The following is a 16,634-nucleotide window of genomic DNA, read 5'->3' on the forward strand; positions in this document are numbered from 1 at the left end:
GAATGAATCTTGAAAATCAAATTAAAGAGTTTGCAACCGTGAACGGTTTTCAGCTGTTTGGCGTTGCGGGTATTTCGGACCTGGAGGAAGTTGAATTTCCGGAAGGCCGCGGTCTTGAAAAACCGTCCGAATTTATGAAACGGGCCGGCATTGAAGACGCGAAATCGATCATCATTCTCGGAATGGTCATTTGGGACGAAGGCATGAACATGGCCATCAACGCCGTCGGCGGCGATTTCAGCGGCGGCGGCAGTGAATATTACAACTTGTATTATGAAGCGATTGAAACGCGCGGCTGGCGGGTCGGGGACTTGATTTTCCGGGAACTCGGTTTCAAAACAGTGCCGTCTCCAACCATTCATCTGAAAGTCGCGGCGCACCTGGCCGGGCTGGGTTTTATCGGCCACAACACGCAAGTCATCACACCGGAATACGGTCCGCGTGTCCGCTGGATTGCTTTGTTCACAACGGCGCCGCTTGAAAAAGGAACCCCATTCACAAGAGATCTTTGTGCGGAACAACCTCTTTGCAAAGACGGATCGCTTTGCGTCAAAAAGTGTCCGTACCGCGCCATTATTCCGGGACCGTCTCAAGGCGTCGAACCCGGAAAGAAAGTCATCTACGATAAATGCGTCGTCGCGCATGAATTTGACCCCGTGGCGGACGAAAAGTGGCAAAAATACATTCGCCAAATTACGGAGCGCGGCTTTATGGAATGCACCATCTGCAATCTTTCCTGCCCGTACGGAAACATCGTGGATGAAAAAATCGCCCCGGCTAAAAGAGGCCAATAATTTTCATCCACAATGTCTTGACATTGAGTGCAGCAAATGTCTCCATTTCAACGGCAATGCGTTGATATGGCGGCATCCTGCGCTTTTGATTTTCGAGCTGTGAGACTATAATTTGAAAAAGAATAAGCAGGAAACACACGAGGCAAGAATATGCAGTATATCAATCATTATGCGTCGCCGTTGGGTCGTATAACGATCGCAAGCGATGGCGAATTTCTGACCGGATTATGGTTTGATGAACAAAAATATTTCGGCGATACTTTGCCGGAGTCGTATGAAGAGAAATCACTGCCCGTTTTTGAGGAAACGAAGCGGTGGCTGGATATTTATTTTCAAGGGATTGAACCGGATTTCACGCCGCCGCTCTTGTTTTTAACCACTCCTTTCCGGCAGGCGGTGTGTGAAATCATGTTGTCGATTCCATACGGGCAGACGATGACTTACGGCGAAATTGCTGACGTTATGGCGAAGCAAAAAGGACTGTCCAAAATGTCCGCTCAGGCTGTTGGCGGCGCGGTCGGGCATAATTCGATTTCCATCATCGTTCCCTGTCACCGGGTGGTCGGAACAAACGGCAGTTTGACGGGATACGCCGGCGGCATCTCGAAAAAAATAAGTCTGCTGAATCTGGAAAAAACAGACACGTCCGCTTTTTTCGTTCCGAAAAAAGGGACGGCATTATGAAACGGTCAACTCAATTTTAATGTGAAACTTTTGCCGGTCATTTGACCCATCATTTGTTTTCACACCGATTTTATTTCCGGGTCGTCCGCAATGAATAAAATTTCCAAATATTCATTAAACCGCTCGGCCGCTAATTTTTGAATTTGAGCGCCCAGCTCTTCCATACCCGGATTTTCAGTCGCGTAATGTCCGGCGTCAATCAAAGTCATGCCGCCGCGTTCACGCAGAACGTCGCTGTGTTTCAATTCGGATGAAATAAACGCGTCAACGCCGTATTGTTTGGCAATTTCCAGAGACGACCGGTTAAAACAGCTGCCGCCGCAAATGAGAACTTTCTGAATGGTGTTGTCGCCGGCGTATACGAGGTGCGTTTTCAGCTGCGCCGCGACAAATTTCGCAAAGGCGTCGGCCGGTTGCTTGGGAACCGTTCCAATTATTCCGGCGTCGCAGCGTTCGCACTCTTGGAGTCCGAGGCGGTTCGCCAAAACGGTATTAATGCCGCCGTCAGCGTCATCGTAATTGGTGTGCATCGCATAAACGGAGAGGTTGTTGTCGAAAATAATTTTTAATTTTTCCGCCATCGGTTGGTTGATGATGTTAATCGCATGAAAAATCGGGGTGTGGTGGCAAACCAAAATATCCGCTTCAAACTCCGCTGCTCTTTGGAGAATGGGTTTGGTGACGTCCAATGCAACCGCCACACGGCGGATTTGACGGTTTTTTTCATGCAGCAAATCAATGACGAGACCGATGCGTCCGGCGTCAAAGTCGTGTGCTAATTCCGGCGGCGCGATGTTTTCTAAAATGTCGATAAAGTCTTTTTGATCCATATCCGAAAAAATGTCTGCATCCTTTAAATAGAAGATGACAATATTCAACACCAAATTGATTCAATTCATAATTCATTTCAATTTCAACAATTATGTTTATCTTCTATTCTCCACTATTTCAAATTCTATTTCCATTCTATTCATCATCATTTATTTCAGGAATCCTTATGTCGCCGCCGCCGTCCACCTCTCAGAAAGTTCAGCACAACGTCAAGAAAAGAAAAAATTTGGCGAAAATGCGCGCCCGCGAACAGCAAAAGTCTGTTGAAAAAATCAAGCAGCGAAACGACGCCGTGACCTTTGAGGTTATTTTCGCCGGCCGCTCCAACGTCGGCAAATCGACGCTGCTCAACAAACTGACCGGTCAAAACGTTCGCGTCGGCAAGCGCCCGGGCGTGACGTTAAAGCCGATTCACCTTTATTTCGGCGACTTCCTCATCACCGACATGCCGGGATTCGGCTTTATGTCCGGCGTCACCAAAGAAAAAGCGGAAGACGTCAAAGACAACATTGTCAATTATATCGAAGACCACGCCGACCGGATCAAAATCGCGGTTCAAGTGATCGATGGTCCTGCCTTCTTGGAAATTGTGGAGCGCTGGGACGCGCGCGATGAAATTCCGATCGACTTGGAACTTCATTCCTTCCTGCTGGAAATGAATATTTTGCCGGTGGTCGCCGTCAATAAGATGGACAAAGTCAAGGAAGACGACATGGATGGCATGCTGGATCAAATCGTTGAAAAATTCGGCTACGAAGGGCCGTGGAAAGAGTGCGGTCTGCTGGTCGCGCCGGTGGCGGCGCGCGACGGACAAATTCGTCCGCTGACGTCCGCATTGAAGAACGAATTCCATAAAATGAAACGGGACGACTTGTTTAAGTATTTAAGATAATCAAATAACGGTAAAATCAAAAAGGGAAAACATAAAAATGGCAGATATTTTTGACATTTCAAAGTTAATTTTAGCGGAAGGTCCGGTTTGCGACCACTGCATGGGCCGGCAGTTTGCGAAATTGTCGACCGGACTCTCCAACGACGCGCGCGGACGGGCTGTGAAGTTGGTTTTGGCAATGGAAGGCGACCGCCTCTTTAAAGAAACGGGAGACGCCGATCTTTTGGATGCGCTGGCGCCGTCCAACGTCAACGCCGGCAAAACATTGGCTGCCGCCGGATCGGACGCGCCCGCAGAAGAAAAATGCTGGGTTTGCGGCGATATTTTTAAAAATTTGGATTTTTGGGCGGACATGGCTGTTTCCAAACTTTCCGGGATTGATTATTCGTCATTCTTGGTCGGCACCAAATTAAGCGGTCTTCTCAGCGAAAACGAGGAAATTTTGTGGGAAGCGTGCGGTACCGCCTACGCCGAACAACTGAAAAGCGAACTCAACCGCGAGATCGGTAAACTCATTTCCGGGAAAACCGGCAAAGACGTCGCCTTTTCCAATCCGGACATTATGATTACGTTCGATATTGCCAAAAAAGAAGCGCAAATCGATATCCGTTCCGTTTACATTTACGGCCGCTACTTGAAATTAGTGCGCGGCATTCCGCAAACCAAATGGCCGTGCCGTAAGTGCGGCGGACGCGGCTGCGACAGCTGCGGCGGCACCGGCAAACAATATCAGGAATCGGTCGGCGAACTGGCCGGACTCCCGCTTTTGAGCCCGAATTACGCGGAAGCGTACGACGTCGTTTTCCACGGCGCCGGCCGGGAAGACATCGACGCGCTGATGCTCGGCACCGGCCGCCCGTTCGTCTTGGAAGCCAAAGCGCCCAAGCGCCGGACATTCGATTTGGCGGCGCTGGAAAAAGAAATCAATGCGGCAAACGTCGGCAAAATTGAAGTTCACGGACTCACCTTTTGCGGCAAAGATCTGGTCGAGCGGTTAAAAGGTGAAAAAGCCAAAAAGACTTACCGCCTCAAGATCCGGTTTGAATCGCCGGTCACGGAGGAGAATTTGAACCATGCGCTTTTGCAGCTTCACGGTACGGAAATCAATCAGGACACGCCCAACCGCGTGCTCCACCGCCGGGCGGATTTGTGCCGCAACCGGACCGTCCACACCGCAATCTTGGAACAAATGGGCGAAAAGAACAGTACCGGTCCGGGTCCGTCGGAACACAACGTGGTGGAAAGCTGCGTGGCTTACGTTCGGGTCTTTTGCGACGGCGGGCTTTACGTCAAAGAATTGACGTCCAGCGACGAAGGGCGGACCAGCCCGAGCATTGCGGGACTGATGGGCGTCGGCGCGAAAGTGGAAGAATTAGATGTGATCGACGTGGAATTGGACGCGGCGGAATAATTCAAAAAGAATGCCGACAACTTAAATTGAAACATAAATCTAAACATAAATCTAAACACAAATCTAAACACATCTAAATCTGAGTTTCAATTTAAGTTTCATAATTTTAGAAAGTCAATGTTGGTTATTCACCAATCCTTTAACTTTCTGAGTGATAGATTTTTGAAATATTCAAAAATCTTTAAAAACGGTATGTTTATTAATGTTGGATGCTATTGTTCATTCCTTCTCATCGATAAACTTAATATATCAAAATATTTATTCATGGGTAAAGTTCCAATTTAAATGACGAATTAAAATGAATTAATTTGATGCGCAATTTAAATTAAATTTATTCAAAATCAATATTTGTCGAATCATTATGTTCGTTTCTCGAAATAATGTTCGGCGATTCTTATCGAATATATTGAAGAATTTCGATTTCGAAATAATTGAAACCTTTAAATTTATCAAAATCATAATTTAAAATCATATTCAACGTTCACATTTACCCAATTATTGGAGGAAAATTAAATGTCATCAAAATCAAGCGGCGAAAGACGCTGTACAAGATATAAGTTAAAGAATTCGATTCGTGAAAGAGGCATGTCTGCACCCAGCCGCGCCATTCAGGAATTTGAAGACGGTCAAATGGTTCACATCGATATCGACGCCAGCCTTCAAAAAGGCCACCCGAACCCGAAGTTCCAAGGTTCGACCGGCAAAGTCATCGGTCAAAGAGGCCGCGCATACGTTTTAAGCGTGAGAGACGGAAATTCCATGAAACAAGTTATTTCCCTCCCGCAGCACTTAAAACCGCAAAAATACTGATTGAATTGATTCAAAATAAATCAAAAATTCCGGAGCGCTTAAATGATTGTCAAAGAAGTTCTTGATGAGGAGCTGTTGACCTTGGCGGAAGTCAAGGAAATGCTCACCCAAATTATGGAAGAGCGGCGGGAAGAAAGCGATGAAGAACAAGTTTACGAGTTCAGAAAAGCGCTGTCCCATGCCGAAGTCTTTGCGAAGTTGAGCGCGGATGATGCGAAAGAATTGGTCGGTCAATTGCTCGAATTCGAGAAAATGAAACCGGTCATCGCCGTTCGAATCACGGACATTTTGCCGCAGTCGCGCGACGAACTCAGATCAATTTACGCCAAAGAAAAATTCACGCTTAAAGAAGAAGAATTGGACGCCATTTTAGATGTTGTTCGGCAATATCTGTAAATGATCTTTCCTTCTTTTCCTTTCTTTTTTCTTTTAATTCGTTTGCCGTTGATTTTATTCGATTTCTCGCTCGGTTCATTCATTTTTCCGGGTCGGGAGCGTTCGTTCAATCTGTTCGCAGCTTTTATTTGCATTATTTTGTTGTTATCCGTTTTTGAAAATGAGGTTCATGCTTTCTTTTGGGAACCTTTTATATCTGATTAATTTCTTATATGCTTCATCTGAAAATGATTTAAGGTGATTTCCATGAAAAGTAACGATTGGCCGGAAGCCGGCGATTATGTGGTTTGTAACGTCATGAACGTGACGGATTTTGGCGCTTACGTCGAGCTTGAAGAGTATAAAAACAAGGAAGGTTTTATCCACATTTCCGAAATCAAGGCCGGCTGGGTGAAATACGTCCGCGATTACATTCGCGAAGGACAAAAAGTGGTGTGTAAGGTTTTAAACATCGACAAAAACCGCGGCCATATTGATTTGTCTTTAAAAGACGTCAACGAACACCAAAAGCGGACCAAAATCCAATTGTGGAAAAATGAACAGAAAGCTGAAAAATGGCTCCAGATCTCGGCGGAATCGGCCGGTTTTGGCAACGACAGCATCGAAGATCTCTATTATTTCTTTGTTTCCGAATTCGGAAGCGCGTATTCGGCTTTTGAGGAAGCCGCCGTCAGCGGAGAATCTGTTTTCGAAGGCATGGGCATTGACAAAAAGATGACGGAATCCATCGTCAACGTCGCCCGTGAAAACATCAAAGACGCGTTTGTGGAAATTGCCGGTTATGTGGATTTGACGTCAACAGCGCCGGACGGCATTGAAATGATTCGGGGCGCTTTAAAGGCGGCTGCCGAAATCGAAGAATCCGAAACGACCGTGGAAGTGACTTATGTCGGCTCCCCCCGTTACAGAATCCGCGTCGTTGCGCCGGATTACAAAAAAGCGGAAGCCGTGCTGAAAAAAGCGTCGACGGTTTCAATCAAATACATGATGGAAAACGGCGGAACCGGTGTTTTTAACCGGCATATCGAGTCGGTGAAGTCTTAATTTTTTAATTTTATTTTTTGGCGTGAAGTTGAGATATATTTATATATTAAGTAGTTATAAAATCGATTGAAGATTATATGTTATCTCTAATAAACTATGATTCATAAATTGATATTGGATTAATATATTTTCGAATCGGCGTCGGCAACTGCGTGCAAAAATTAAATGAAAATAATGACATCTAAATGTCCGATCCACTTCCGAAGGATGTGATCGTTGTGGGAAAAAAAATTCAAAAATGTTTCAATTGCGGGAGATATACGCTCCTGAACAGCTGTCCGGATTGCGGGTTTGTTTGTTTGAGTCCGAAACCGGCGACTTATTCTCCGACTGACCGTTATGGGAAATACCGGCGCCTTTACCGTGCGTATCAAAGGAATCGAAAAGAGGACGTGAATCGTTAATCTGATTGGTTTCCTATATTTATTTGATCAAAAATTATTTTAATAATGTTTAATATATTGTACGGTTAATACGCACGTTCAGTAACTGAATGAAAAGCGTTGGATTTGTGTCTTCGGAAAAACACATATCGGCGCCAGGTTGAAACATTCGGGGGATTATTCTATGAAGGAAAATATTGTGGTTTATCACTATGAACAAGATGTTTTGAATTTAACGGATCCCGTTATGATCGTCGGTCTCCCCGGCGTCGGGCACGTCGGCAAATTCGTTGCCGATCATCTCGTTGAGGTTTTAGATTCCAAAAAAATCGTGGATATTTATTCGGCGCACTTCCCGCCGCAAGTGATGGTGGAAAAAGACAGCACCATCAAATTGGTCGGCAACCAGATTTATGTGGCCCGCGCAGGCGATTTAGATCTTCTCATTTTGGTCGGCGACTCCCAGAGTTCGGACACGTCCGGCCACTACAATTTGTGTGAACTTTACATCAACATTGCCGCCAAATTCGGCGTCAAACGGATTTTCACACTCGGCGGATATCCGACCGGTATGGTCAACGCCGAAGATTTCGTCATCGGCGCCGTCAACAACCCGCTGATGATTGAAAAGCTTTCTCAAAAAGGCATTGAATTTAAGCCGTCGGAGCCGCCGGGCGGCATCGTCGGCGCTTCCGGTTTGATTTTGGCCTTCTCGCAGTTCTGCGGCATTGACGCCGCCTGTTTGATGGGAACGACGTCCGGCTACATTGCCGACCCGAAAAGTTCCAAAGCCCTCCTTGAAAAGCTGTCCGACGTCCTTGAAGTCGATATTGATTCGGGCGCTTTGGACGCAAAAATAACGGAAATGGAAAAACTCGTTGAAAAACTCAAAGATTCCGCCGTCGGCGACGATGGGGATTACGATGAAGGCAGCGGCCCATACGAGCCGACCGCCGACGATGATTTGGTTTACTTCGGCTGAGGCCGTCTAAACCAATCGTTCTTTTTTCCTTCTTTCTTTCCTTTTTTCTTTTCTTTTTTGGCGGGCAGCAGGCGCGCGCGTTATAGCGACACATTTTTACGTGTTTAATAAAACTGCCCCTCCATTCTCATTTTTCGCAAATCATCCCGCTTAAACAGACGCAAAGCGTCTGTTTAAGCGGATATCTCTGTTTGGAAGATGCAATCGGCAGCGAGTACAAACTGAGCAAAGCGGTATGTGTATTGTTGGAACCTGCTGCATAAAACGGATCAAGAATCAACTGTATTTTTGGAAACGGCTGGTGCAAACTGTAACTTTAAAACAGAACCTGCAGATGCAAACGGCAAAAATAAGAACGAACACATGGTTTTTGTTTGCTCGTTTTTAAAAATGAATGCCGTAACGCGCGCATGCCGGTCGCGAATGAAAAAAGAAAAAAGAGAAGAATAAAGAAATCAAACCGCCTCAGGACTCATAGGGTTCATCACCAATCAGAAAAGCTTGTCATCATTGGCGTTTGATTTAGATTTTGATTATTCGACGATGGCGCCGGTATTGGCCGAGCGCACCATTCTCCTGTATTTTCTCAGATAACCGGTGGCCGGTTTTTCGACGATGTCGGGCGTTTTTCGCCGTTCGTTGAGTGTTTTTTCATCGACTTTGAGATTCAAAACCCGGTTTTTGATGTCGATTTCAATGATATCGCCGTCTTCGACAAACGCAATCGGGCCGCCGTCTGACGCTTCCGGGGAAACGTGGCCGATGCACGGGCCGCGGGTGCCGCCGGAGAACCGTCCGTCGGTGATTAAGGCGACGGTTTCAATCAAACCAAGGCCGGCAATCGCGGCGGTCGGGGACAACATTTCACGCATGCCGGGGCCGCCTCTCGGTCCCTCGTAACGAATGACCACAACGTCGCCGTCTTTGATTTTTCCGGACATAATCGCGGTCATGGCTTCTTCTTCGCCGTCAAAGACGCGGGCCGGACCGGTGTGCTTCATCATTTTTTCGCTGACGGCGGCTTGTTTGACGACGCATCCGTCGGGCGCCAGCGTTCCTTTGAGAACGGCAATACCGCCTTCGGCATGCACCGGATTGTCAACGGTTTGAATTATCCGCTGGTTCAATTTCGGGTTCACCAAAACCATGCCGTCAATGTTTTCGCCGACGGTTTTTCCGGAAACCGTCGCCGCATTCTTTTTGACGCGGCCGCCGAGTCGTTCCAAAATCGCGTAAATACCGCCCGCCCGGTCAAAATCGACCATGAAATGCGGGCCGGCCGGACGCAAATAAATCAAGTGCGGCGTGGTTTTACTGAGGCGGTCAAAGTCGTCGAGACCGGAGTCGATTTCAAAAGCATGGGCAATCGCCGGCAAATGAAGCGCCGTGTTGGTGCTGCCGCCGATCGCCATGTCGGTCATGATGGCGTTTTCAAAAGAATCTTTGGTCACAATTTGGCGGGGCGTGACGCCGGCTTTCGCCAGCTCGACGATCCGTTCGCCCGATTCTTTGGCAATCCGGATCTTTTTGGCGTCGACAGCCGGCGCGGTCGCGCAGCCCGGCAGGGACATTCCCATCGCTTCGGCCATACAGGCCATGGTGTTGGCGGTAAACATGCCGGAGCAGGAGCCGCATCCCGGGCAGGCGCAATCTTCAATGTTTTTCACTTGCGCCGCCGAATATTTGCTGACTTTGGACGCGCCCACGAATTCGAACGTGGAAATCAAGTCTTTGGGTTCGTCGTCGGAATATCCGGGCATCATGGGACCGCCGGTCACCACAATCGCCGGAATATTCAAACTGCCGGCCGCCATCAAATGTGCCGGAACCACTTTGTCGCAGGACGGAATCATGACCATGCCGTCGAACTGGTGGGCTTTGACCATCACTTCAATCGTGTCTTGAATCAGTTCCCGGCTCGGCAGAGAGTATTTCATGCCGCTGTGTCCCATCGCGATGCCGTCGCAGACGCCGATCGTATGGAATTCAAACGGAACGCCGCCGGCGTTTCGGATACCGGCTTTCACGGCGTCGGCGATTTTATCCAAATGGATATGTCCCGGGACGATATCGTTTTTAGAGTTCACCACGGCGATAAACGGCCGGTTCATTTCGGAATCCGTCACGCCGAGCGCTTTGAGGAGAGACCGGTTCGGCAAGCGTTCCGGTCCTTTTTTCATGTTGTCGCTGATCATTTTGTCCACCAAGAGATGATTCTCAAAATTGAAATTTAATAGAAAATTAAGCAATAAAACAAATCACAATGTCATTAATAAAAAATGTAAATATAAACCGACATATAAAAGCATTTAGAGTCAATCATGACGTTCTTCATAGAATTATTTTTCATATTTTAAGTGGTTGATGAAAACATATGGGTCGATTACCTTTTCACAAAACATTTCTAATTCCACACATTTATTGTAGTATATCGTAATATAGTATATCGTGATATAGTTTATTTTAATTTAAGATATCTGATTCATATTTGCTGTGAGTTTAGAATTTAAAACCAAACGGCCGTTTCATTATTTGAATTTCATTTGCCTGTTTATTAATTTGATAAACTTTAATATACTAAATCGTGATATCCTATATTATGTTATACCATTTTTAATATTTAGGAACCGGGTGAATAAGTATGTTTATCGGTCGTGAAAATGAATTGAAAAAACTTGAAGAGATGTACCGCAGCGGCAAATTTGAATGTGCTGTTATTTACGGGCGCCGTCGCGTCGGCAAAACATCTCTGATTCAGGAATTTTGTAAAAACAAAAAATCAATTTATTTCGTGGCGATTGAGGCTGCTCTTCAAAACAATTTGAGCAATCTGTCAGACAGTATATTCTCCGTCACGATGCCTGGAGTTGATGGAACGCCGGTATTTGAAAAATTGGAAAAAGTTTTCGATTATCTGTACGGCCTCGCTCAAAAGGAACATTTGGTTTTTGTTATTGATGAATATCCGTACCTTGCACATGCAGACCGCTCGGTTTCAAGCATCCTTCAAGCTTATATTGACCAAAAATTCAAAAATACAAACATGATGTTGATTCTTTGCGGCTCCTCCATGTCCTTTATGGAAAACCAAGTTTTGGGTTATCAAAGCCCGCTTTACGGTAGGCGGACGGCTCAATTCAAAATTAATCCGTTTGATTACCGGACGTCGGCTCAATTTTGCCGAAATTACAGCCACACGGAAAAAGCGCTTGTTTACGGCATTACAGGGGGCGTCCCGCAATATTTAGAACGAATCGACACGTCCAAAAGTCTGCGTGAAAATATTATTTCCGAATTCTTAGATCCGTCCGGTTATTTTTTCGAAGAGCCGTCCAACCTTTTAAAACAAGAGCTTCGGGAACCTCAACTCTACAATACGATCATTGCAGCGATTGCCAACGGCGCTTCTAAAATGAATGAAATTGCGACGGCGGCCGGAATTGAAACATCCCTTTGTTCGATTTATCTGTCGTCTCTGATTTCTCTTGGTATTTTAGAGAAAGAAAAACCGGTCGGAGAAGCCAAATCCAAAAAAAGCATTTACAAGATTGCTGACAACATGTTTCGATTTTGGTATCGGTTTGTTCCGTCCAATATGAACGCTATTGTTAGCGGAAACGGGAATTTGGTCTTTGAAAAAATGGTTGATCCGTATTTGAGTGATTACATGGGCGGCGTTTTTGAGCAAATGGGCGTTGAATATTTGAACCGAATGAACGGTTCAGATCAGCTTCCGTTCCTATTTTCCGAAATCGGCCGTTGGTGGGGAACCAACCCGAAACGAAAAGAAGAAGTTGAAATGGATATCGTTGCCGTTTCCCGGCCGGAGAGTAAAGCCCTTTTCGGGGAATGCAAATTCAAAAACGAGCCGGTGGACACGGATGTTTTGGAACGCTTGATGGAAAACAGTCTGCTTCTCAATTATGAGCAGAAATACTATATCTTGTTTTCAAAATCCGGTTTTTCAAACAAATTGAAAAAAACAAGTCCGGAAAACGTCATCTTAATCGATTTGAAAAAAATGTATGAATAAGGCGGCATGCCAATTTTCATGTTCATTTGCCATTTTTTTTTTTTTTTTTTTTTTTTTTTTTTTTTTTTTTTTTTTTTTTGAGTGGGCGGCACGCGCGCGTTATGGCGTTATTTTTTTAAAAAATTCAATAAAAACGACGACGGTCTTATTTTTTAATTTCGTTGACTTTTTCTTCTATCTTTTCAGTCACTTCTTCCGCCATCTCTTCACCGGCCGTTTCTTCTTCCGTTTCCAATTTGGCCTGTTCCTCGCCGACGCGGTGTACTTTCGTCAAAACGCTCTTGTTGTAGGCGTTCATCACGTCTTTTCGGGTAATAATGCCGACCATCTTTTTCGGGTTGGATTTCATGACAACCGGCAGACGGGCGACGTCGTTGACGACGATGCGGTCGGAAATAACGTCCAGCGTTTCAAACGGATAGGCGACCAAAACGTCTGTCGTCATGATTTCTTTGATGAATTGTTTGTTGTCGGGGTTGCCGGGCTTGATCCGGTCCTGCATGTCTTTGACGGTGATGATGCCGGTCAGCTCGCCGCCTTTGTTCACGACCGGAAATCCGGTGTGTGTGCTGCTTTGGATCACGGCGTACAGTCCTTCGATGGTGTTGTCTTCGGAAACCGTCTGAACAGATGACCGCATGGCGTCTTTGACCACAATGGATTCCATAACGTCGACTTCGCGGCCGCCGCGGATGGTGTATCCTTTTCTTTTAAGCATTTCCGTAAAGATGGAATCCGGATTGGCGGTGCGTGCAATGGCGTTGCTGAGAACGCAGGCGAACATAAACGGCAAAATCATGCTGTAATCCTGCGTCATTTCAATCAGCAGAATGATGGCGGTAAATGTGGAATTGGATGTTCCGGCAAAAACGGCGCCCATGCCGGCGAGCGCGTAGGCGCCCGGCTGAACGGTCAGTCCGGGAATGAATTGCTCGCAAACGAGACCGAAAGCAGCGCCGAGCATCGCGCCGACGAACATAGACGGAACGATCGAACCGCCGGCGCCGCGGGAACCGATTGTGAAGGAGAAGGCCAGCGTTTTTAAAACGACGAGCGCCAGCAGGAGTCCGATGGTAAACGAGAACGGGTCATTGACGACTTCGACGATGAATGTGTGTCCGAGACCGAAAACTTGCGGGTAAAAAAGGCCGACGATGCCAACCATCAATCCTCCTATGGCCGGTTTCAAGTAGACCGGAACTTTCAAGTCGGTGAACCGCTCCCGAATAAAATAGAAGCATTTGATAAAAAAGATGGAAACAACGCCGGCGACAATGCCGAGAATCGGAAACAGCCAGATTTCTTTAAACGGATTCAGCATGACGTAATTCGGAAAACTCATGGTGTCCGTTCCGAAAAAAACGTTAAAAACGAAGGTGGAGAATATGGCCGAAATCACAATCGGGATAAATGTTTTGGCTTCGAGTTCTCCGTAAATGACTTCGACGACGAAAACGATTCCGGCCAGCGGGGCGTTAAATGCGGCCGAAATACCGGCAGCGGCGCCGCAGCCCAAGTAAGTCCGGAGGCTTTTGCCGCGCAAATTAAAGACTTTCGCCGCCAAAGAACCGACGCCGGCGCCCATCAAAACGCCGGGCGCTTCCTTGCCGGCCGAACCGCCCGTTCCGATGGTGATCACGGAGGCGAATGCTTCAACGATTGCGTATTTCGCTTTGAGTTTTCCGCCGTGCAGCGCCGCCGCTTCAATCACGCTGTCGACGCCGTACCGTGTTTTGAGGAAATATTTGTTGAGAAGGCCGACCGCGAGTCCGCCGAGCATCGGAATAAAAATGATGCACCAGACGGGTATTCCGAAGAGTTCAAAAATGGAGTTCACGCCAAAAAACGTGTTGGTGAGGTCGTGCAGCAAAAGAGAGTAAATGCCGATCAGAACACCGGTCACGACGCCAATGACGATTGCGATAAGTGCGGTTTTGACATTCGGCGTGTATATTTTAGCGAAATATTTTTTGGAAGATTTCCGCAGCGCAAAAAGGCGGTCTGCCATGGTTTTTTTTTCATCAAAGACCGAACCGGCATGCTCAGGCAAAAGAATCGACCAACATCTTTTTTGAAATGATAAGACGAAAATTTAAAAATGTTCAAAATTAAAAAATTAATTATCTTAAAATAAGATTACGGATACTCAAATTTTGTTCATGTTATATAAAAATAATCCCGTCAACTCTTATTTTAAATTCCGGATTTATTTTAATCGGATTTATTTTAATCGGACTTATTTTAATCGGGCTTTATTTTAACCGGGCTTTATTTTTAAATTCAGGGTTTATGACTGTTAATGCCGGTCCAACAAGTCTTCCAAATCATCTTCGGAAAGGCCGGCCGGGTTTTCACTCTTTTTCGACATTTCCGCTTCGGGGTCGTATTCGATTTTGACTTTTGGTTTTGTTCCGTCGACTGCTTCGGTTTCAGCTTCCTGAACGTTTTCCGAATTTTTTATTTCCGCGGCTGTTTTTCCGCTGTATTCGGCGCCGGTTTCTTTGCTGCCTGCGGTTTCACTTTCTATTGCGTCCGATTCTGTTTTCTCAGTCTCTTCGGTCACTTGAATCTTCTTCGGTTCGCGTTTGTCCAAAAGCGGGAACAATTCGGCTTTGGCGTATTCGACGGCTTTTTCCGTGCTGTCGAACAAGTAAACTTCTTTTTGCCGGACGTGTTTTTCAAATGTTTCATTCCGGAGCAGGTTCTTTTTCACAACCGTCCGAAGTCCGGTAATAATCACATACCGTTTCTCCTTGTGACGGCTTTCGATGAAATCGTTGAGGCGCATGGTGGCGGTTGAATCCACGTACGGAACAAAACGCATTCGGATAATGATCACGTCTTTTTTGGTCGGCAGGATGGCGTTGACCTTGTGGTCGAAAACGTTCATGGCGCCGAAGAAGAACGGTCCGTTGATGGTGTAAATAGCCAATTTTTCTTTGTATTGCTCGTTGAGGTTCATGATTTCATGAATACGGTCGTCAGAGTCGTGTTCTTCAACGGTTTCAATACTGGTGGCTTTTGTCATGTCGTAGAGGAAGTTCACCATGGTGAGGAGAATGCCGACTTCCATGGCAAAAATCAAGTCGGTGAACACGGTCAAAAACATCGTGATGATGAAAATCGCCGCCTCAAACCGGTCGTTTTTGTAAATCAGTTTGAGTTCGTGAAGATTGACCATGCGGGCGCCGATGCAAATCAAAATGCCGGCGACGAACGCTTTAGGCAAATAAAGGGCGAGCGACCCGAAAAAAACCATGAATATTAAAATGAAAAAGGCGTGCATCATTCCGCTGGCACGTGTTTTTGCGCCTTCGCGGATATTGACGACGCTGCGGGAAACGGCAGCTGTCGACGGCAGTCCGCCGAAAAATGGCGTGATGATTTTGGTGACGCCCTGCGCCATCAGTTCGCGGTCGCTGTTGTGTTTGGTCGCCGTCATGCCGTCGCAGACAACGGCGCACATGAGGGATTCAATCGTTCCCAAAAGAGCGAGCGTGACCGCATAGGGCAGAACGTTCATCGCCAAACCGAAGGTGATATTAAAGAAGGAAAAGGTGGGCAGCTTGGTCGGAATGGCGCCGATTGTCGGAATATCCAAGCCGAAGAAATAAACCAGGCAGAGAGAAATAATCAAAGCGACGATGGTTGGCGGCACGGAGGAGAGGTATTTCCGGTTTTTCGTAAACCGAGTCATGTAAAGCATAATGATGGCGGTTCCGATGGTGATGAGAATCGCAACGATACTGACGCCGTCGATGTGCTGCAAAACGTCAAAAAGAGTTTGGTATGAATATTCATGCACCGGAATCGTTAGTCCGAGCGCATTTGGTATTTGACCGAAGACGATCAATAGGCCGATGCCGCCGGTAAATCCGGACATAATCGGCAGCGGCATAAACTTTGCCAATTTGCCGACTTTGAAGATGCCGAGCAGAATTTGAATCAAGCCGGCCAAAAGTGTTGCTAAAAAGAGTCCTTCCATGCCGTATTTGGTCATGGCGGCCAACACGACGACGCCCATGGCGCCGGTCGGCCCGGTAATGGAAAATTGAGAACCGCCCAAAAGCGAACCTAAAAATCCGGCGACGATCGCCGTGTAAACGCCCATGTACGGCTCGACGCCCGACGCGATCGCAAAACCGATGGCCAGCGGAAGCGCCACAATGGCTGTGATGAATCCGGATTTTAAATCGAAGGTAAATGATTTTTTGAAATAATTGGAAGCACGGCTCGGGATGTCATTGATATCGAATTTCGATGCGTTTTTCGGTTCGGGCATGGATTTTCACGGTTCAAAAAAGATGATGGTGGGTTTAAACAGAATGTATTCAAAGAGGTTTAATAATGTCTTTTGATTTAATATTAATTTAT

At 46.5% G+C, this 16,634-nt stretch carries 14 protein-coding genes; 10 read left to right on the forward strand and 4 right to left on the reverse strand.

Annotation, left to right across the window (positions count from 1 at the left end; all coding sequences use genetic code 11):
* Positions 1-2 precede the first annotated feature (2 nt).
* Together MsAg5_RS01150 and MsAg5_RS01155 are read left to right on the forward strand one after the other, a co-directional pair.
* Positions 3-794: an epoxyqueuosine reductase gene (locus tag MsAg5_RS01150; protein ID WP_338098775.1), complete on the forward strand. Its 792-nt coding sequence runs from the start codon at positions 3-5 to the stop codon at positions 792-794.
* A gap of 150 nt (positions 795-944) precedes the next feature.
* Entirely contained in the window at positions 945-1,478 is a 534-nt protein-coding gene (locus tag MsAg5_RS01155) for a methylated-DNA--[protein]-cysteine S-methyltransferase (RefSeq protein WP_338098776.1), read from the forward strand.
* A gap of 59 nt (positions 1,479-1,537) precedes the next feature.
* Here MsAg5_RS01155 and MsAg5_RS01160 read toward each other — a convergent pair whose 3' ends face one another.
* Positions 1,538-2,308 carry a Nif3-like dinuclear metal center hexameric protein gene (locus MsAg5_RS01160; RefSeq protein WP_338098777.1) on the reverse strand — a complete coding sequence of 257 codons (771 nt, stop codon included), beginning with the start codon at positions 2,306-2,308 and terminating at the stop codon, positions 1,538-1,540.
* A 236-nt stretch (positions 2,309-2,544) separates the two neighbouring features.
* Between MsAg5_RS01160 and engB the strand changes: the two genes are divergently transcribed.
* From engB to MsAg5_RS01195, 7 genes are all read left to right on the forward strand, one after another.
* The gene (gene engB / locus MsAg5_RS01165; protein ID WP_338098802.1) at positions 2,545-3,201 is read left to right on the forward strand and encodes a GTP-binding protein EngB; all 657 of its coding nucleotides are present in this window, start codon (positions 2,545-2,547) and stop codon (positions 3,199-3,201) included.
* Positions 3,202-3,238: 37 nt separating this feature from the next.
* Positions 3,239-4,612, forward strand: a complete 1,374-nt coding sequence (locus MsAg5_RS01170; RefSeq protein ID WP_338098778.1) for a tRNA pseudouridine(54/55) synthase Pus10 — start codon at positions 3,239-3,241, stop codon at positions 4,610-4,612.
* Between the two features lie 513 nt (positions 4,613-5,125).
* Complete coding sequence (locus MsAg5_RS01175) at positions 5,126-5,422, forward strand: 50S ribosomal protein L21e (protein WP_338098779.1); 297 nt, start codon at positions 5,126-5,128, stop codon at positions 5,420-5,422.
* Between the two features lie 42 nt (positions 5,423-5,464).
* The gene (locus MsAg5_RS01180) at positions 5,465-5,818 is read left to right on the forward strand and encodes an RNA polymerase Rpb4 family protein (protein ID WP_338098780.1); all 354 of its coding nucleotides are present in this window, start codon (positions 5,465-5,467) and stop codon (positions 5,816-5,818) included.
* A 246-nt stretch (positions 5,819-6,064) separates the two neighbouring features.
* Positions 6,065-6,862: a translation initiation factor IF-2 subunit alpha gene (locus tag MsAg5_RS01185; protein ID WP_338098781.1), complete on the forward strand. Its 798-nt coding sequence runs from the start codon at positions 6,065-6,067 to the stop codon at positions 6,860-6,862.
* A 185-nt stretch (positions 6,863-7,047) separates the two neighbouring features.
* On the forward strand, positions 7,048-7,266 hold the full coding sequence (locus MsAg5_RS01190) for a nucleolar RNA-binding Nop10p family protein (protein WP_338098782.1): 219 nt from the start codon (positions 7,048-7,050) through the stop codon (positions 7,264-7,266).
* Positions 7,267-7,429: 163 nt separating this feature from the next.
* Positions 7,430-8,227, forward strand: a complete 798-nt coding sequence (locus MsAg5_RS01195) for a proteasome assembly chaperone family protein (RefSeq protein ID WP_338098783.1) — start codon at positions 7,430-7,432, stop codon at positions 8,225-8,227.
* A 533-nt stretch (positions 8,228-8,760) separates the two neighbouring features.
* Here the strand turns inward: MsAg5_RS01195 and ilvD are convergent.
* On the reverse strand, positions 8,761-10,422 hold the full coding sequence (gene ilvD / locus MsAg5_RS01200; RefSeq protein WP_338098784.1) for a dihydroxy-acid dehydratase: 1,662 nt from the start codon (positions 10,420-10,422) through the stop codon (positions 8,761-8,763).
* A gap of 446 nt (positions 10,423-10,868) precedes the next feature.
* Between ilvD and MsAg5_RS01205 the strand changes: the two genes are divergently transcribed.
* Positions 10,869-12,260: an ATP-binding protein gene (locus MsAg5_RS01205; protein WP_338098785.1), complete on the forward strand. Its 1,392-nt coding sequence runs from the start codon at positions 10,869-10,871 to the stop codon at positions 12,258-12,260.
* 145 nt (positions 12,261-12,405) lie between these two features.
* Here the strand turns inward: MsAg5_RS01205 and MsAg5_RS01210 are convergent, their stop codons facing one another.
* Together MsAg5_RS01210 and MsAg5_RS01215 are read right to left on the reverse strand one after the other, a co-directional pair.
* Entirely contained in the window at positions 12,406-14,268 is a 1,863-nt protein-coding gene (locus MsAg5_RS01210; protein ID WP_338098786.1) for a chloride channel protein, read from the reverse strand.
* A gap of 288 nt (positions 14,269-14,556) precedes the next feature.
* Complete coding sequence (locus MsAg5_RS01215) at positions 14,557-16,542, reverse strand: SulP family inorganic anion transporter (protein WP_338098787.1); 1,986 nt, start codon at positions 16,540-16,542, stop codon at positions 14,557-14,559.
* Between the last annotated feature and the right edge of the window lie 92 nt (positions 16,543-16,634).

This window comes from Methanolapillus africanus (assembly GCF_032714475.1).
Lineage (GTDB): Archaea > Halobacteriota > Methanosarcinia > Methanosarcinales > Methanosarcinaceae > Methanolapillus > Methanolapillus africanus.

Bases quoted from the DNA above. Each gene is read 5' to 3' on its own strand.
- MsAg5_RS01215 (WP_338098787.1), bottom strand. From the start codon at position 16,542: ATGCCCGAACCGAAAAACGCATCGAAATTCGATATCAATGACATCCCG.
- MsAg5_RS01155 (WP_338098776.1), top strand. From the start codon at position 945: ATGCAGTATATCAATCATTATGCGTCGCCGTTGGGTCGTATAACGATC.
- MsAg5_RS01170 (WP_338098778.1), top strand. From the start codon at position 3,239: ATGGCAGATATTTTTGACATTTCAAAGTTAATTTTAGCGGAAGGTCCG.
- MsAg5_RS01175 (WP_338098779.1), top strand. From the start codon at position 5,126: ATGTCATCAAAATCAAGCGGCGAAAGACGCTGTACAAGATATAAGTTA.
- MsAg5_RS01150 (WP_338098775.1), top strand. From the start codon at position 3: ATGAATCTTGAAAATCAAATTAAAGAGTTTGCAACCGTGAACGGTTTT.
- ilvD (WP_338098784.1), bottom strand. From the start codon at position 10,422: ATGATCAGCGACAACATGAAAAAAGGACCGGAACGCTTGCCGAACCGG.
- MsAg5_RS01205 (WP_338098785.1), top strand. From the start codon at position 10,869: ATGTTTATCGGTCGTGAAAATGAATTGAAAAAACTTGAAGAGATGTAC.
- MsAg5_RS01210 (WP_338098786.1), bottom strand. From the start codon at position 14,268: ATGGCAGACCGCCTTTTTGCGCTGCGGAAATCTTCCAAAAAATATTTC.
- MsAg5_RS01185 (WP_338098781.1), top strand. From the start codon at position 6,065: ATGAAAAGTAACGATTGGCCGGAAGCCGGCGATTATGTGGTTTGTAAC.
- MsAg5_RS01180 (WP_338098780.1), top strand. From the start codon at position 5,465: ATGATTGTCAAAGAAGTTCTTGATGAGGAGCTGTTGACCTTGGCGGAA.
- MsAg5_RS01160 (WP_338098777.1), bottom strand. From the start codon at position 2,308: ATGGATCAAAAAGACTTTATCGACATTTTAGAAAACATCGCGCCGCCG.
- engB (WP_338098802.1), top strand. From the start codon at position 2,545: ATGCGCGCCCGCGAACAGCAAAAGTCTGTTGAAAAAATCAAGCAGCGA.
- MsAg5_RS01190 (WP_338098782.1), top strand. From the start codon at position 7,048: ATGTCCGATCCACTTCCGAAGGATGTGATCGTTGTGGGAAAAAAAATT.
- MsAg5_RS01195 (WP_338098783.1), top strand. From the start codon at position 7,430: ATGAAGGAAAATATTGTGGTTTATCACTATGAACAAGATGTTTTGAAT.